Origin of the sequence: Mariniflexile sp. (assembly GCF_041583155.1) — a bacterium.
Classification (GTDB): Bacteria; Bacteroidota; Bacteroidia; order Flavobacteriales; family Flavobacteriaceae; genus Mariniflexile.
Genome location: NZ_JBFHGK010000018.1, coordinates 22,998 through 37,162 on the forward strand (window position 1 = coordinate 22,998; position 14,165 = coordinate 37,162).

At 33.4% G+C, this 14,165-nt stretch carries 18 protein-coding genes; 8 read left to right on the forward strand and 10 right to left on the reverse strand.

All coding sequences use genetic code 11. From position 1 onward, the window contains the following. Positions 1 to 74 precede the first annotated feature (74 nt). The 8 genes from ABYI63_RS08655 to ABYI63_RS08690 all read right to left on the reverse strand — a co-directional run bounded on the left by ABYI63_RS08655 (position 75) and on the right by ABYI63_RS08690 (position 6,589). Positions 75 to 1,100, reverse strand: coding sequence for an endonuclease/exonuclease/phosphatase family protein (locus ABYI63_RS08655; RefSeq protein ID WP_372755520.1), 1,026 nt, complete (start codon positions 1,098 to 1,100; stop codon positions 75 to 77). Positions 1,101 to 1,185: 85 nt separating this feature from the next. After that, the gene (locus ABYI63_RS08660; protein WP_372755522.1) at positions 1,186 to 2,046 is read right to left on the reverse strand and encodes a rhomboid family intramembrane serine protease; all 861 of its coding nucleotides are present in this window, start codon (positions 2,044 to 2,046) and stop codon (positions 1,186 to 1,188) included. Further along, positions 2,047 to 2,814, reverse strand: a complete 768-nt coding sequence (locus ABYI63_RS08665; RefSeq protein ID WP_372755524.1) for a rhomboid family intramembrane serine protease — start codon at positions 2,812 to 2,814, stop codon at positions 2,047 to 2,049. 2 nt (positions 2,815 to 2,816) lie between these two features. Beyond that, entirely contained in the window at positions 2,817 to 4,670 is a 1,854-nt protein-coding gene (gene mutL / locus ABYI63_RS08670) for a DNA mismatch repair endonuclease MutL (RefSeq protein ID WP_372755526.1), read from the reverse strand. A gap of 3 nt (positions 4,671 to 4,673) precedes the next feature. Beyond that, the gene (locus tag ABYI63_RS08675) at positions 4,674 to 4,961 is read right to left on the reverse strand and encodes a riboflavin synthase subunit beta (protein ID WP_372755528.1); all 288 of its coding nucleotides are present in this window, start codon (positions 4,959 to 4,961) and stop codon (positions 4,674 to 4,676) included. A gap of 10 nt (positions 4,962 to 4,971) precedes the next feature. Beyond that, entirely contained in the window at positions 4,972 to 5,202 is a 231-nt protein-coding gene (locus tag ABYI63_RS08680) for a hypothetical protein (protein WP_372755530.1), read from the reverse strand. Between the two features lie 129 nt (positions 5,203 to 5,331). Then, entirely contained in the window at positions 5,332 to 5,817 is a 486-nt protein-coding gene (ribH, locus tag ABYI63_RS08685; RefSeq protein ID WP_372755532.1) for a 6,7-dimethyl-8-ribityllumazine synthase, read from the reverse strand. A gap of 1 nt (position 5,818) precedes the next feature. Beyond that, entirely contained in the window at positions 5,819 to 6,589 is a 771-nt protein-coding gene (locus tag ABYI63_RS08690; RefSeq protein WP_372755534.1) for a tetratricopeptide repeat protein, read from the reverse strand. A gap of 143 nt (positions 6,590 to 6,732) precedes the next feature. Here ABYI63_RS08690 and ABYI63_RS08695 point away from each other — a divergent pair, with 143 nt between their 5' ends. The 4 genes from ABYI63_RS08695 (at position 6,733) to ABYI63_RS08710 (ending at position 8,849) form a co-directional block, all read left to right on the forward strand. After that, positions 6,733 to 7,812, forward strand: a complete 1,080-nt coding sequence (locus tag ABYI63_RS08695; protein ID WP_372755536.1) for a DNA replication/repair protein RecF — start codon at positions 6,733 to 6,735, stop codon at positions 7,810 to 7,812. A gap of 116 nt (positions 7,813 to 7,928) precedes the next feature. Continuing rightward, on the forward strand, positions 7,929 to 8,225 hold the full coding sequence (locus tag ABYI63_RS08700) for a DUF721 domain-containing protein (protein WP_372755538.1): 297 nt from the start codon (positions 7,929 to 7,931) through the stop codon (positions 8,223 to 8,225). Between the two features lie 98 nt (positions 8,226 to 8,323). After that, positions 8,324 to 8,515, forward strand: a complete 192-nt coding sequence (locus ABYI63_RS08705) for a cold-shock protein (protein WP_034044451.1) — start codon at positions 8,324 to 8,326, stop codon at positions 8,513 to 8,515. Positions 8,516 to 8,657: 142 nt separating this feature from the next. Then, a complete protein-coding gene (locus ABYI63_RS08710; RefSeq protein ID WP_132217323.1) occupies positions 8,658 to 8,849 on the forward strand; it encodes a cold-shock protein in 192 nt (63 codons plus the stop codon). Between the two features lie 77 nt (positions 8,850 to 8,926). On the opposite strand, the gene ABYI63_RS08715 is transcribed toward ABYI63_RS08710, so the two are convergent. Continuing rightward, a complete protein-coding gene (locus ABYI63_RS08715) occupies positions 8,927 to 9,346 on the reverse strand; it encodes a nucleoside-diphosphate kinase (protein WP_372755541.1) in 420 nt (139 codons plus the stop codon). A gap of 54 nt (positions 9,347 to 9,400) precedes the next feature. Next, positions 9,401 to 10,432: an alkaline phosphatase D family protein gene (locus tag ABYI63_RS08720; RefSeq protein WP_372755543.1), complete on the reverse strand. Its 1,032-nt coding sequence runs from the start codon at positions 10,430 to 10,432 to the stop codon at positions 9,401 to 9,403. Positions 10,433 to 10,515: 83 nt separating this feature from the next. Here ABYI63_RS08720 and ABYI63_RS08725 point away from each other — a divergent pair, with 83 nt between their 5' ends. From ABYI63_RS08725 to lgt, 4 genes are read left to right on the forward strand one after another with little or no spacing between them, the layout of a single operon-like run. Beyond that, positions 10,516 to 11,535, forward strand: a complete 1,020-nt coding sequence (locus ABYI63_RS08725; RefSeq protein ID WP_372755545.1) for a bifunctional oligoribonuclease/PAP phosphatase NrnA — start codon at positions 10,516 to 10,518, stop codon at positions 11,533 to 11,535. Beyond that, positions 11,528 to 12,076: a gliding motility-associated peptidyl-prolyl isomerase GldI gene (gene gldI / locus ABYI63_RS08730; protein WP_372755619.1), complete on the forward strand. Its 549-nt coding sequence runs from the start codon at positions 11,528 to 11,530 to the stop codon at positions 12,074 to 12,076. Before ABYI63_RS08725 ends, gldI begins: the two co-directional genes overlap by 8 nt. 1 nt (position 12,077) lies before the next feature. Then, positions 12,078 to 13,205: a peptidylprolyl isomerase gene (locus ABYI63_RS08735; RefSeq protein ID WP_372755547.1), complete on the forward strand. Its 1,128-nt coding sequence runs from the start codon at positions 12,078 to 12,080 to the stop codon at positions 13,203 to 13,205. A gap of 29 nt (positions 13,206 to 13,234) precedes the next feature. Then, on the forward strand, positions 13,235 to 14,164 hold the full coding sequence (lgt, locus tag ABYI63_RS08740) for a prolipoprotein diacylglyceryl transferase (RefSeq protein WP_372755549.1): 930 nt from the start codon (positions 13,235 to 13,237) through the stop codon (positions 14,162 to 14,164). Position 14,165: the final 1 nt, after the last annotated feature.

Genomic DNA, 14,165 nt, shown 5'->3' on the forward strand with positions numbered 1-14,165 from the left:
TTGAAGTGTAAAATACGACAAAGCTCTTTGTTTCATAATACAAATTTTAGAAGGACTATTATTCCCACTTAAAACTACTTTCCTAGACTTAACATGGTTGAGATAGGATAATGGTCGGAATAATGCTCATTATAAGCCTTAAAGCCATTTACAGCAAAAGCTGGATCCGCAAAAATAAAATCGATACGTACTGGGAAGAACTTGAAGTCATAGGTGCGCCCGAAACCATTTCCTGCCTCTAAAAAAGTGTCTTTCAAATCGCCTTTAATTTTTCTGTATACATAAGAAAAGGCTGTATTATTAAAATCACCACAAATAATAGTTTTGTAACGAGATTCCGACTGGTGCTTTAAAAGCATTTCCGTTTGCGATTGTTGCATTTTAAATGTAGAACTAACACGTTTAAAAATACGTTCAGAATTTTCCTTTGTTAAACTGTCGATTTGGGTGTTAATTCGAAGCGATTCTAAATGAATATTGTAAACCCGGATGGTATCTTTTCCCTTAACAATATCAGCAAAAATAGCATTGTTAAACGTATTAGGAAATTCTACAGAACCAGAATTAATAATTCGAAACTTTGAAAATATAGCTTGCCCATTTTTAATTTTCTTTCCTGAAAGATGTTCATACTTGTATTTAAAAAAGGCTAAATCATTATTTTTCCGAGGATGATAATCTTGAATACATAAAATAGCAGGATCTTCTTTTTTTATAAATTCAATTATTTTTGTGTCAATTTCTTTATCAGGAATCCATTCAAACAAATTGAATAACCTAACGTTATAATTCATCACTTTAAAATTATTAGGGTCTTCATTTTTTTTGGAAGAAGAAAACTTATATAACGATCCGAATACCAACTGACCTATTACCAATATTACTAAAGAAAGAAACAACTGTTTTCTAACCCTGAACAACCAATATAGAAAAAATAACACATTCACTAAGATTAGAAAAGGGACTCCCAAATTAACCACGGACAACACAGAAAATGTTTTGGGAGGAAGAAATGGCAAAACAAAAGCCAACAACAACACAAAGGCAACCAAAATATTGATAATATATATAAGCTTATTTATGGTGCCTAAATCCTTCATGTGTTAATGCTATTGCTTTTTACTGGCAAATGCGCCTTGCTGTGAATCATTCTAATTAGTATGGTTCTGAATTGCTAGCTTCTTCCTATTTTCCTGCTCTAAATAAAAACTCTTTTTCTTCGGTTGTTAAACTATCGTATCCACTTTTACTAATCTTATCTAAAATAACATCAATTTTCTTTTGATTATTAAACTCGTTAAAATCAGATTTAGTATAACCACCAATTTTACTTTTATTTTTATGTACGGTTTTTAGAGGTCCTTTTTTTGAACGTTTAAACATGTTTGAAAACAATGCTATTAAACTTTCAACACCTTTACCTATATCATTTCCTACCAATAGTTGCTTCGCATAAAAATAACCCAGCATCGCACCTCCAAGGTGCGCCAAATTACCTCCTGCATTTCCTGAAACAGGGTTACTAATACCAGAAAACACGCCTAAGATATCTAAAATAACTATTACTAAACCAACATGCCAAAGTTTTATATTAAACATAAAAAGCTTAACGTCCTGACTTGGCATATAAGCACAAAGAAAAATCAATAAAGCTCTAACAGCTGCCGAAGCCCCAACTAAGTTAGAATTACCACCAAAAGTGTTTGGAAATAATGTATAACAAAACATGAACAACAAACCGCCAGACATGGCCCCGAGCACATAAATATTTAATGCCATTTTAACACTAAATAAATTTAAAAACATACGTCCAATAACAAAAAGCCACAGCATATTAAACAGGATATGCAAAAAATCGTAATGAACAAATGCATAAGTAATAATGGCCCATGGTTTTGCAAAAAAATCTCCAAAACCACTTGGTAATTCAAACCAACTTAGATTTAAAAATAATGCAAGAATATACACTATCAAATTGATAGCTATAATCTTTTCTAATACGTTCAGATTAGATAATTTGTATTTTATATCGTTTGTTAAACTCATTTAGTACCATCTATTGTTGTTAAATTGATTTTTTTTCCAATACCACATAATAATGAAACCGGTTAAAGCACCACCTACGTGCGCCATATAAGCCGTATTACTTGGGCTAAAAAACGATTGTCCGGTAATACCTGAAATCAAATCCAAAATAATAATTCCAGGAATAAAATACTTCGCCTTAATTGGAATAGGCAAAAATATAAGCATCAATTCTGCATTAGGATTCATCATACCAAAAGCAGCCATAACCCCCATAATACAGCCAGAAGCTCCAACCATAGAGGCATTGAAAACTTGAAACATATCCTGCAATTCTAAAAATTGTGCTTGTGTTACACCTTCCAAAACTTTACTTGAAGTAAGCATATAATGAATATTATCGGGTGTTAATCCGGAAGCTATTAATGAATTGTAATTTGGTAAATACTGCGAATAATAATACCCCACCTGTAAAGCTACAGCACCTAAACCTGCCGATATATAAATAAACAAAAATCGCTTAGTTCCCAATACCTGCTCTACGGGTGAGCCGAACATCCATAAGGCGAACATATTAAACAACAGGTGCATGATGCTTAAATTCTCAATATAACCACCGCCATGCATGAACATATGCGTGATAATTTGCCATGGTTCGAACAAATCATTTTTGGGGAAATACATCGCAAACCACTCGTAAAAAGCACCATTGCCGATAAATATAGTACCTATAAACATAAGTACATTAATTATTATTAAATGCTTAACAGTTTCTGAAATTCGCATCATAGTTATATAAATTTTTTATCTAATTCGTCAACACTCATAGTTATAAATGTTGCTCGGTTAGTTGGTGACACATTTGGCTCCTTACAAGCAAAAAGTTTATTTACTAAATGCTCTTGCTCGTCTTTCAATAGAGATTGTCCGCGTTTTATCGCTAAACTTTTTGCCATCGATTTGGCTAATAAATCGGTGGTACTAAAATGAGTATCAGGCACATCATTTTCAACATCGCTAATTAATTGTTCAAGTATGATAGACACTTCACTATCCGGAACCGTTACAGGCACTCCTACGATCTCAATCGTTTCTTTGGAAATGTTTGAAAACACAAAACCAGTATGTTCTAAATCTTCTTTTAACTGATTTAATATTTCAATTTCTTGTGATGAAAAATGCAGTTCTAAAGGGAATAATAATTGTTGACTTACTCCTGACTTGATAGTTAAACTCCTAAGAAAATCTTCGTACAACACGCGCTGGTGTGCTCGGTGCTGATCAATTACCAGCATCCCCGATTTAATAGTGCTTACAATATATTTGTTATGAAGCTGGTAAGTAGTTTGCAATTTATCTACCTCCTTATCGTCAGTAAAAACAGAAAGTGTAGTTTCTTCACTCTCAAAATGAACTTCACTAAAATCGGGTTCTGTTTGTGTGCCTTTAGATTCTAAACCAACATACAAACTATCCCAATTATTGGTAGTTTGTTTTTTAAAAGCGGTTGTTTGCTTCCCTGGAACATAATTATTTTCCTTAAACGGATTATAACTTCTATCCACCTCAATAACTGGCGATTTTGTTTCTTTGCTACTATAATCATAAGGCATGTCTAAATTAGCATCTCGCTCAAAATCGAGCACAGGCGCTATGTTAAATTGCCCCAAACTATGTTTAACAGCCGATCGTAACAAGGCATATAAGGTATGCTCATCATCAAATTTGATCTCCGTTTTTGTAGGGTGAATGTTAATATCTATAGTTTGCGGATCTACCTTTAAATTCAAAAAGTAACTGGGATGGTTACCCCCTTTTAACAAGCCCTCGAATGCGGAACCAATGGCATGATTTAGATAAGGGCTTTTAATAAATCTATCGTTCACAAAAAAGTATTGCTCTCCTCTGGTTTTTTTAGCAAACTCTGGTTTTCCAACAAATCCAGAGATGGTTAAAATTTCGGTTTCCTCTTCAACCGGCACCAATTTTTCATTGGTTTTAGCTCCAAAGATATTAACTATACGCTGTCTATAATTGCTAATAGGCAAATTAAATGCTTCGCTTCCGTTGTTATAAAAGGCAAAACTAATATTAGGATGTGCTAGGGCTACACGATGAAATTCATCAAAAACATGGCGTAATTCTACTGTATTCGACTTTAAAAAATTTCGTCGAGCAGGAATATTGAAAAATAGGTTTTTTACAGAAAGTGATGTGCCCTTTGGAGTTACAACCACTTCTTGAGAAACAATGGTACTCCCTTCGATAACAATAGCTGTACCAACATCATCATGCGCTTGTTTGGTTTTTAGTTCTACATGTGCAATAGCCGCAATACTTGCCAAAGCTTCACCACGAAAGCCCTTGGTGTTTAGGTGAAACAAATCATCTGCAGAACGAATTTTTGAAGTTGCATGACGCTCAAAACTTAATCGGGCATCGGTTGCACTCATGCCTTTACCATTGTCTATTACTTGAACAAGGGTTTTTCCGGCGTCTTTAATAACAAGTTTAATAATGGTAGCATCGGCATCTATGGCATTTTCTAGCAATTCTTTAACCACAGAAGCTGGACGTTGCACAACTTCTCCAGCAGCTATTTGATTTGCCACATGGTCGGGTAATAGCTGTATAATGTCTGCCATAAATTATTTAGAAAAGAAAATAGTTAAATCAAAATCGATGATAAAAAGGAAAATTAAAACCAAAACAGCCACAATAATTAAAATCCGTCTATCGGTTTGCTGGTCTCTGTTATTTTTAAAATCATCTAAAGCATTATTTAACTTGGTTTTGAAGCCAGTATTAGCGCCAACAGTTTTTCTATATTCGTCAAATTTATGTTTAATTTCAAACGGGTTACCTGCACCTTTGTCATCAAAGTAACGAGGTGTATAGCTAAATTTTTTGTTTTTTCGCTGTTTTAAAATTCCCATAATTCCTAAATTAATTGAATTTTGAATCCAATATATACATACATATCAATAATAATACCAAAGCGAGGATTAATATTGGTAAAGACATAGCGCCTTTTACTTTCCGACTTCCAGCATTTTCACGCCTCCATTTAGAAACAAAATCTCTTTTTTTAAACGATTCCTCCACAGTATCAGTGTTCTTTTCTTCAGAAAAAAAAGATGGAGGATTAAATGTTTTATGTTTGCGTTGTTTAAACAAAATTGTTGCTACTTTTAGCTCAAAAATACTTAAAAATAGGCAGAAAGCGAAGATTGAAATGCTAAAAAATTCCAAAAAGCGATTTGCATTACGCCTTTAGAATCTGGGATTTTACAATAAAATTTTTAATTAGCTGTTTTTTCTTAACTCAGCCATCTTGATAGCTGCAATGGCAGCCTCGGTTCCTTTATTGCCATGTTTACCACCAGAACGATCGATAGATTGCTGCATGGTATTATCGGTTAGCACACAGAAAATTACAGGTGTTTCGTGTAATACATTTAAATCTTTGATACCTTGAGCAACACCCTCGCAAACAAAATCAAAATGCTTGGTTTCGCCTTGAATTACACAACCAATAGCAATAACAGCGCTAACCATCTGCTCTTGCATTTTTTTACTTCCGTAGATAAGCTCGAAACTTCCAGGAACATCCCAACGAATGATATTATTTGGCAAGACACCATTCTCAACCAAAGCATTGTAAGCCCCTTTATATAAGCCTTCTGTTATGGTATCATTCCATTCAGAAACAACAATCCCAAATCGAAACTTGCTCGCATTTGGGATTGTTGTTTTATCGTAATCGGATAAATTTTTGTTTGCCGTAGCCATATTATTTGTTTGCCAATACCTGAGCTTTACCAATAAAAACTTCAATAGTGGTAGCCTCAGATGAATTTGGATATTCTTCTTTAATTTTATTAAAATAAGTAAGTGCTTTATCAGCATTTCCTAATTCTAGAGCAATTGCGCCTGCTTTATATAAATACATTGGAGTTGTATATTCATTATCACGCAATTCAGCGGCTTGCTCATAATAATCCAAAGCGTCTTCAGATTGGTTTAATTGTGCAAATGCATCGCCAATATTGCCTTTTGCTAAAGGCGCTAAAATTTCGTCGTCACTTTTAAACTCACTTAAATGCTCAATCGCTTTTTTATAATCTTTTAAATGCAAATAAGCAGTTCCAGCATAATAATGAGCCAAGTTAGCCGATGGTGTACCGCTATGCTCTTCAATAACGTCTAACATGCCAAATTTTCCCTCTCCCCCTTTTAATGCTAACATATAAAGTGAATCTTTTGCAGTACCATTCACAGCTTCATTAAAATATTTTTGCGCTTGAAACATATCGTTCATCGCAGTTACTTGCTTCGGTTTGGCAATAAACTCATTATAGCCTAGATACCCTAAAACAACAGCCGCAACAACACCAATTATTATGAAAATGTATTTTTGGTTTTTTGCAACAAAGTCTTCTGTTTTTGATGCACTCTCGTCAAGTGAATTAAAAACTTCCGCAGTAGTAGAATGTTGTTCTACTTCTTCCACCTTTTCTTCCTTTGTTTTTGGTTTGTACCCTCTCTTATTATAAGTCGCCATGTATTTAGTCTAAATTTTTAATGCGCCGCAAAAATATAATTTTTCTTCATAACTAAAAGGGTATTTATTTGATATTTTTCAATAATTTGCACATCCTTAATTAAGACGCCTCTGGTTCTTATTGCCTTTAAGTTACTTTTTATATGATTTTAAAATCACTTTCATTATTAAATTATAAAAATTTCGATAGCAAGTCGTTCATTTTCAACGAAAAAATAAACTGTATTGTCGGCAATAATGGCATTGGAAAAACTAATGTTTTAGATGCTATTTATCATTTATCCTTTGGAAAAAGCTATTTTAATCCAGTAGCATCTCAAAACATAAAACATGACGAAGCTTTTTTTGTGATTAACGGAGAATATGAAAAGGAAAACAAAACCGAAAAAGTAGTTGTTAGCTTAAAGCGAGGACAAACCAAAGTAATTAAGCGAAATGGAAAACCATATGAAAAGTTTAGTGAACACATTGGCTTTTTGCCTTTGGTGATTATTTCACCCGCTGATAGAGATTTAATTATTGAAGGTAGTGATACGCGGAGAAAATTTATTGATAGTGTTATTTCACAAAGTGACAAAGGCTATTTAAGTAGCTTAATTAATTACAATAAAATTTTAGCTCAGCGCAATGCACTTTTAAAATATTTTGCTTTAAACCATACGTTTAATAAAGACACTTTAGAGGTTTACAATAATCAGTTAAACGACTATGGGGTTGTGATATTTGAAAAACGGGACGCTTTTCTTAGAACATTTATTCCCATTTTTAAAGAACGATACCAAGCCATAAGTAATGGAAATGAAACAGTTGAGCTGCAATATCACAGCGATTTATTTGAAACCGATTTAAACACACTCTTACAAAAAAACATTAACAAAGATAAAACGTTGCAATACACTAGTGTAGGCATTCACAAAGACGATTTACATTTTAATATTGAAAATCATCCCATTAAAAAATTTGGAAGTCAAGGGCAGCAAAAATCGTTCTTAATTGCATTGAAGTTGGCACAATTTGATTTTATAAAAGCACAAAGTAATGTAAACCCTATATTGCTTTTAGATGATATTTTTGATAAATTAGATGAAAATAGAGTTGCTCAAATTATCAAATTGGTTGATAATGAAAATTTCGGTCAGCTTTTTATTAGTGATACACATGCAGAACGCACGGAGAATGCGGTAAAACAAGTACATCAGTCCTACGAAATTTTTAAGTTGTAAATTAGCATAGAAAACGAAATAGATAAGCAATAAAACGTTGATTAAAGGAGCCGATTAACCAAATTACTTTCTACTTTCAAACTTTCTTCAATTAAACTTTAACCTGAAACAAAACCATGGCAAAACGCAATAACGAACATATTAGCATCTCAGATGCACTCAAAGAATTTGTAGAAACCAATAAATTAGAAACTGGATTAAATAAAGTAAATGTTGTTGATGCTTGGGCAGACTTAATGGGTAATGGTGTAAACAATTATACAACCTCTGTAAATCTAGAACGCGACACACTTTATGTACAATTAAGTTCCAGTGTTTTGCGCGAAGAATTAAGTTATGGAAAGGAAAAAATAGTAACCATGCTTAACGAAGCTTTAGGAAAAGAAATCATTAAAAAACTGGTTCTGCGCTAATTAGATATTACTACCAAAAATAAAAAAAACAACAAAAAGCAAGGATGTATGAATAATTATACTACCTTTGGCACTTAAATTTTTTATAAATAAACACAATGAGTAAAGGTACCGTAAAATTCTTCAATGATTCTAAAGGTTTTGGATTTATCACTGAAGATGACAACAACAAAGAACATTTCGTACACATTTCAGGACTTATCGATGAAATTCGTGAAGGTGACGCAGTTGAATTCGATCTACAAGAAGGTAGAAAAGGTTTAAACGCCGTAAACGTAAAAGTAATCTAAACATATACTTTAACAATTACATTAAAAGTCTATCAATCATTTTGATAGACTTTTTTGTTTTTATAAAACTTTCTGGAAAAAACATTTTTTTTTTAATGTTTTTTTATACTACATTTAGAGGATTAATTTAATAATTTAAAGTATGAGTAAAGGGACAGTAAAATTCTTTAACGATGCCAAAGGTTTTGGTTTTATAGTTGAAGAAGGTTCGAAAAAAGAACATTTTGTTCACATTTCAGGTTTAATTGACGAAGTTCGTGAGGGCGACGAAGTTGAATTTGAATTAAAAGAAGGTAAAAAAGGATTAAACGCAGTAAATGTAAAAGTAATTTAATATATACTTTTTAATTTTTTTTAAGACACAAAAAATCCCGCTGATGCGGGATTTTATCGTTATATATGGTTCAGTTCTTAAAACTGTTCTCTTCCTGAAAAATGAAATGCACCTTCAATAGCAGCGTTTTCATCACTATCACTTCCATGAACGGCATTTTCACTCATCGAGGTAGCAAACAACTTTCTAATAGTACCTTCTGCCGCGTCTGCCGGATTTGTAGCACCTATTAGAGTTCTAAAATCTTGAACTGCGTTTTCTTTTTCTAAAATAGCAGCTACTATTGGGCCGCGCGTCATAAATTCAACTAAATCTGGAAAAAATGGACGCTCATTATGTACTGCATAAAAGACTTCTGCATCAGCTTTAGTCATTTGTGTTAATTTCATCGCAACAATTCTAAATCCTGAAGCTGAAATTTTTTCTAATATTGCGCCAATATGCCCGTTTTCAACAGCATCTGGTTTAAGCATTGTAAATGTTCTGTTTGTTGCCATTCTGTTTTTATTAAATTTTAATCAAAAATACTACTTTTATATTTAATTGGTATATTAATAGTACTGTAATAATTGCTGTTGCAGTTTATTCCCTTTACCTCGCATTTCCATTAAAACGGCACCTGTTTTAAAATTAAATTTCAATAGTCCGAAACTTAATTCGGCCACAACCTTACCAACTCTAAACTCATTAATTTCGCCTTTAAAACCGCTGTATGCATGTGTTAACCCACTTGAGGTAAAATCGATTAATGGATAGTTAAGCCCTTCAAATGTCGTTTTTGAAAATTCTGAGATATGCCTATCTCCAGAAAGTAACAGCACATTTTTAGCTTTTGAAGTGGTAATCAGTGTTTTTAATTTATCAACTTCATGTGGAAAATTGCCCCAAGTTTCAAATCCATGTGCTCCAGATAACACCTGAATACTACTTACTATAATATTAAAATCGGCTTCAGAATCATTTAATTCATTTGCCAACCATCCCCACTGCTGGGCACCTAAAATGGTGCCTTCACCATATTTATTGGGTTGAAACCTCTTGTCCTTATCATCCGATTTAGTGAGTGCCGTTCTAAAGTACCGAGTGTCTAAAATTAAAATTTTAATAGTCCCACCCTCCTTTTCAATTATTTCTGAACTATAAACACCTTCGCGTTCACGCCTAGGATCGTTTTTAGGTATATCCATAAAATCCAAAAATAATTGCTGACTTACTTTTTTGAAATGAAACTCTTCACCTCCGTCATTCAATCCATAATCATGGTCGTCCCAAGTACCTACTACATTAGTAGCATTTACAAGTTTAGAATAATCTGCCTGTGTTTTTTGAACATTATAATCTCTTTGCATCTTATCCTTTTTATCGGTGTCAGAATAAATTATATCCCCACCCCAAATCCACATTTCAGGTTGGTGTTTTATAATTTCTTTCCACAATTCATTGTTCTTATATTGCATGTTGCAAGAACCGAAAGCTAGCACCAAATCGGAGGTTTCCGTTACTTTTACAGCATCTACCGATTTACACGATGCAACAAACACAACAAGTATACAAACGATGCATAACTTAATTGCAAGCTTCATTTTTTAAATTTTTGGTTAATTTTCTGTAAAAGTAACATAATCGTTATTAAAGCTTATATTATTAAATTGTATCTTCGCACTCTATGACAAAACAAGCTATTGAAGACATTAAACAGCTATTATCTACCCATAAAAAGATAGTAATTGTTCCTCATAAAAACCCCGATGGCGATGCTATTGGTTCTACCTTGGGGCTGTATCATTACTTAAAAAAAGGAAATCATGACGTGCAAATAATCACACCTAATGATTATCCAAACTTTTTAAAATGGATACCAGGTGAACGCAGTATATTAAAGCACGATTCACAGACTAAAATTTGCAATGGTTTAATTAAAGATGCCGATATTATTTTCACTCTAGATTTTAATGCACTACATAGAAGTGGCTACATGGAACCCGTACTTGCCGAAAGTAAAGCTATTAAAATAATGATCGACCACCACCAAGCGCCAGACGACTATGCAAAATACATGTTTAGCGATGTAAGTATGAGTTCTACTTGCGAGATGGTTTATCATTTTATAGATATGTTAGGTGATTTAGATGTAATTGACACCAATATAGCAACCTCTTTGTATGTAGGTATTATGACGGACACTGGTTCTTTTAGATTTTCATCAACCACAAGCAAAACTCATAGAATTATAGCACACCTTATTGAACGTGGTGCCAACAATTCGCAGATCCACAATAATATTTACGATTCCAATAGCTACAAAAGCTTGCAGTTATTAGGTTGCGCACTAACCAACTTAAAGGTTGTTCCAGAATTTAGAACGGCATACATTACATTATCGCAAGAAGAATTAAACAAATTTGATTACAAAAAAGGGGATACCGAAGGTATTGTTAATTACGGCTTATCTTTAGAAAATATTGTGCTAGCCGCCATTTTTATTGAAGACAAGCAGGAGGGTATTATTAAAATTTCATTGCGCTCAAAAGGCCATTTTTCGGTAAACGATATGTCGCGTTCCCATTTTGAAGGTGGCGGCCATATAAATGCCGCTGGAGGCAAAAGCTATTTATCATTAAACGATACGGTTGAGAAATTTATTAGTATATTGCCTAGTTATAATAAAGCCCTGAATGATGAATAAATTACACCTATTTACCTTTATTTTACTAGCTGCTATCAGCTGTAAATCGCCAGAAGCGAGACGCCCTGTTTCAGTAAAATCTGGTTCTTTTATTGATGCTTCCGTTGCGCGTAATAAAAAACTATATGCTAACGAGAAATCTCAAATTGAGAAAATCATGAAGCAACATAAAGACCGTAAATATATAGCTTCTGAAAGTGGATTTTGGTATTATTACAACACAAAAGTTGAAGTTGATTCAATAAAAAAACCAACTTTTGGAGATATTGTAAACTATGATTACAACGTAAAATCGCTTAATGGCAGTGTTATTTATTCCAAAGAAGCTCTTAAAACACAAAATTACGCCATGGATCGTGAAGAGCTATTTACTGGTTTACGAGAAGGCCTAAAACTTATGAAAACTGGCGAGACTGTAACCTTTTTATTTCCGTCTCAAAAAGCCTATGGTTATTATGGTGACGAAAATAAAATAGGTAGCAACATGCCATTAATGTGCGAAGTAACTATCAATTCAATTACCCAAAATCAAGCAGATTAAAATGAATCACCTCAGATTATCTTTTCAACTATCCATTGTCGTCCTATTAATCACATTTTCATCTTGTAAAGCACAATACCCAGATTTAGAAGATGGTATTTATGCTGAATTTATAACAAACAAAGGTTCAATGGTTGCCAAATTAGCGTTTGATAAAGCTCCCGTTACGGTTGCTAATTTCGTATCATTGGCTGAAGGCACAAACACCATGGTGGACAAAGCTTACAAAGACAAAAAGTTTTATAATGGTACTATTTTCCATAGGGTTATAGATGGTTTCATGATTCAAGGCGGCGACCCACTAGGCACCGGGGAAGGAAGTCCTGGATATAAATTTATGGATGAATTTCATCCAGATTTAAAACATGATAAACCTGGTATTTTATCTATGGCCAACTCTGGCCCTAAAACCAATGGTAGTCAGTTTTTTATAACCGAAAAACCAAAACCCCATTTAGATAACAAACACTCGGTTTTTGGTGAACTTATTTTAGGTTTAGACGTACAAGACAGTATCTCCAACGTAAAAACAGGAGAAGGCAACAAACCTATTGTGGATGTAGTTATCAAAGAATTAAATATCATAAGAAAAGGAAAAGCGGCTAGAGAGTTTAATGCCCCCAAAATTTTTATTAATCATTTCGCTGAAGCTGAAAAAATTGAAAAAGAGAAAATAGCTAAAGCTGAAGCTCTATTACAGGCTACCAAAGACAGATTCAAGGCTCAAGAAGCAGAAGCAGTTACCTTACCTTCAGGTTTAAAATACACGGTTACAGAAAAAGGAACTGGCGAAAAACTAAAAGTAACTTCAAAAGCTTTAGCAAATTACACTTTGTATTTTGAAGATGGCAGACTTTTAGATACCAGTAAATTAGAAACGGCCGAATTACATAACATGGTTAATGAATACCGAAAGGAAGCTAACCAATACCAACCTATTGTGTGCGACATTAGCCCAGATGCTCAAATGATTGCTGGTTTTAAAGAAGGCTTGCAACAACTCCATGTTGGCGATAAAGCAACCTTATTTATTCCGTATCACTTAGCATATGGCGAAACAGGAAACAGAGGCATTCCCCCAAAAACTAACTTAATTTTTGAAGTTGAAATTTTAGAACTCCAAAATTAATATTTAAAAAAAAAGTAAAATTACAACGCATGTACCTATTAACATTTGATTGGAATCCTATAACAGGCATAGACATTATTGGAAACTTTAAAATACACTTTTACAGCCTTATGTGGGTTACAGCCTTCGTATTAGGTTGGTACATTATGAAGCGTATTTTTATTAAAGAAAAAGTATCTCTTGAATATTTAGATCCTTTATTTATCTACACGGTTTTGGCTACCATGATTGGTGCTAGGTTGGGGCATGTGCTGTTCTACCAATCGGAATTAATTTCAGAAGACTTTTTCAGCATCTTTTTACCATTTCGTTTTAAAGGCGGCATAGAATTTACCGGTTTTCAAGGACTTGCAAGTCACGGTGCTGCTATAGGTATTATTGTCGGGATGTATTTGTACCGGAAAAAATACAATTACAAATCATTACTTTGGATTTTAGACCGTGTGGTTATTTCAGTAGCTTCTGGTGCCATCTTTATTAGAATTGGAAATTTTATAAATTCTGAAATTATTGGAAAAGTAACAGATTCATCTTTTGGTGTTCGTTTTATTCAAGATGAATATTACAAAAGCCAAATTGTACAATTAACGGGAATTAATGATGTGCAGAAGGCCTATAACGCCGTTACTAATAATCCGCAATTTGCTGAGTTACTAAATGCAGTCCCATATCGCCATCCAGCACAATTATACGAATCGTTTTGCTATATTTTTGTGTTTTTAATTTTATGGTATTTCTATTCTAAAACTACGAAAGGAGACCAACCAGGATTCCTATTCGGTTTGTTTTTAATTTTATTATGGACCATCCGTTTCTTTGTAGAGTTTGTAAAAGAACCGCAGGGTGACGAATATATAAACTGGTTAGGATTTAACACCGGCCAATGGTTAAGCATTCCATTTATTATTATTGGACTTTACTTTATGTTTGTTTTCAAACCAAAAACAACTTCTAAATAAT

Coding starts and splice junctions, on each gene's coding strand:
- ABYI63_RS08665 (WP_372755524.1), bottom strand. CDS start 2,814: ATGATGCGAATTTCAGAAACTGTTAAGCATTTAATAATAATTAATGTA.
- lgt (WP_372755549.1), top strand. CDS start 13,235: ATGTACCTATTAACATTTGATTGGAATCCTATAACAGGCATAGACATT.
- ABYI63_RS08720 (WP_372755543.1), bottom strand. CDS start 10,432: ATGAAGCTTGCAATTAAGTTATGCATCGTTTGTATACTTGTTGTGTTT.
- ABYI63_RS08725 (WP_372755545.1), top strand. CDS start 10,516: ATGACAAAACAAGCTATTGAAGACATTAAACAGCTATTATCTACCCAT.
- ABYI63_RS08715 (WP_372755541.1), bottom strand. CDS start 9,346: ATGGCAACAAACAGAACATTTACAATGCTTAAACCAGATGCTGTTGAA.
- ABYI63_RS08695 (WP_372755536.1), top strand. CDS start 6,733: ATGATTTTAAAATCACTTTCATTATTAAATTATAAAAATTTCGATAGC.
- ABYI63_RS08705 (WP_034044451.1), top strand. CDS start 8,324: ATGAGTAAAGGTACCGTAAAATTCTTCAATGATTCTAAAGGTTTTGGA.
- gldI (WP_372755619.1), top strand. CDS start 11,528: ATGAATAAATTACACCTATTTACCTTTATTTTACTAGCTGCTATCAGC.
- ABYI63_RS08690 (WP_372755534.1), bottom strand. CDS start 6,589: ATGGCGACTTATAATAAGAGAGGGTACAAACCAAAAACAAAGGAAGAA.
- ABYI63_RS08660 (WP_372755522.1), bottom strand. CDS start 2,046: ATGAGTTTAACAAACGATATAAAATACAAATTATCTAATCTGAACGTA.
- ABYI63_RS08675 (WP_372755528.1), bottom strand. CDS start 4,961: ATGGGAATTTTAAAACAGCGAAAAAACAAAAAATTTAGCTATACACCT.
- mutL (WP_372755526.1), bottom strand. CDS start 4,670: ATGGCAGACATTATACAGCTATTACCCGACCATGTGGCAAATCAAATA.
- ABYI63_RS08700 (WP_372755538.1), top strand. CDS start 7,929: ATGGCAAAACGCAATAACGAACATATTAGCATCTCAGATGCACTCAAA.
- ABYI63_RS08735 (WP_372755547.1), top strand. CDS start 12,078: ATGAATCACCTCAGATTATCTTTTCAACTATCCATTGTCGTCCTATTA.
- ribH (WP_372755532.1), bottom strand. CDS start 5,817: ATGGCTACGGCAAACAAAAATTTATCCGATTACGATAAAACAACAATC.
- ABYI63_RS08655 (WP_372755520.1), bottom strand. CDS start 1,100: ATGAAGGATTTAGGCACCATAAATAAGCTTATATATATTATCAATATT.
- ABYI63_RS08710 (WP_132217323.1), top strand. CDS start 8,658: ATGAGTAAAGGGACAGTAAAATTCTTTAACGATGCCAAAGGTTTTGGT.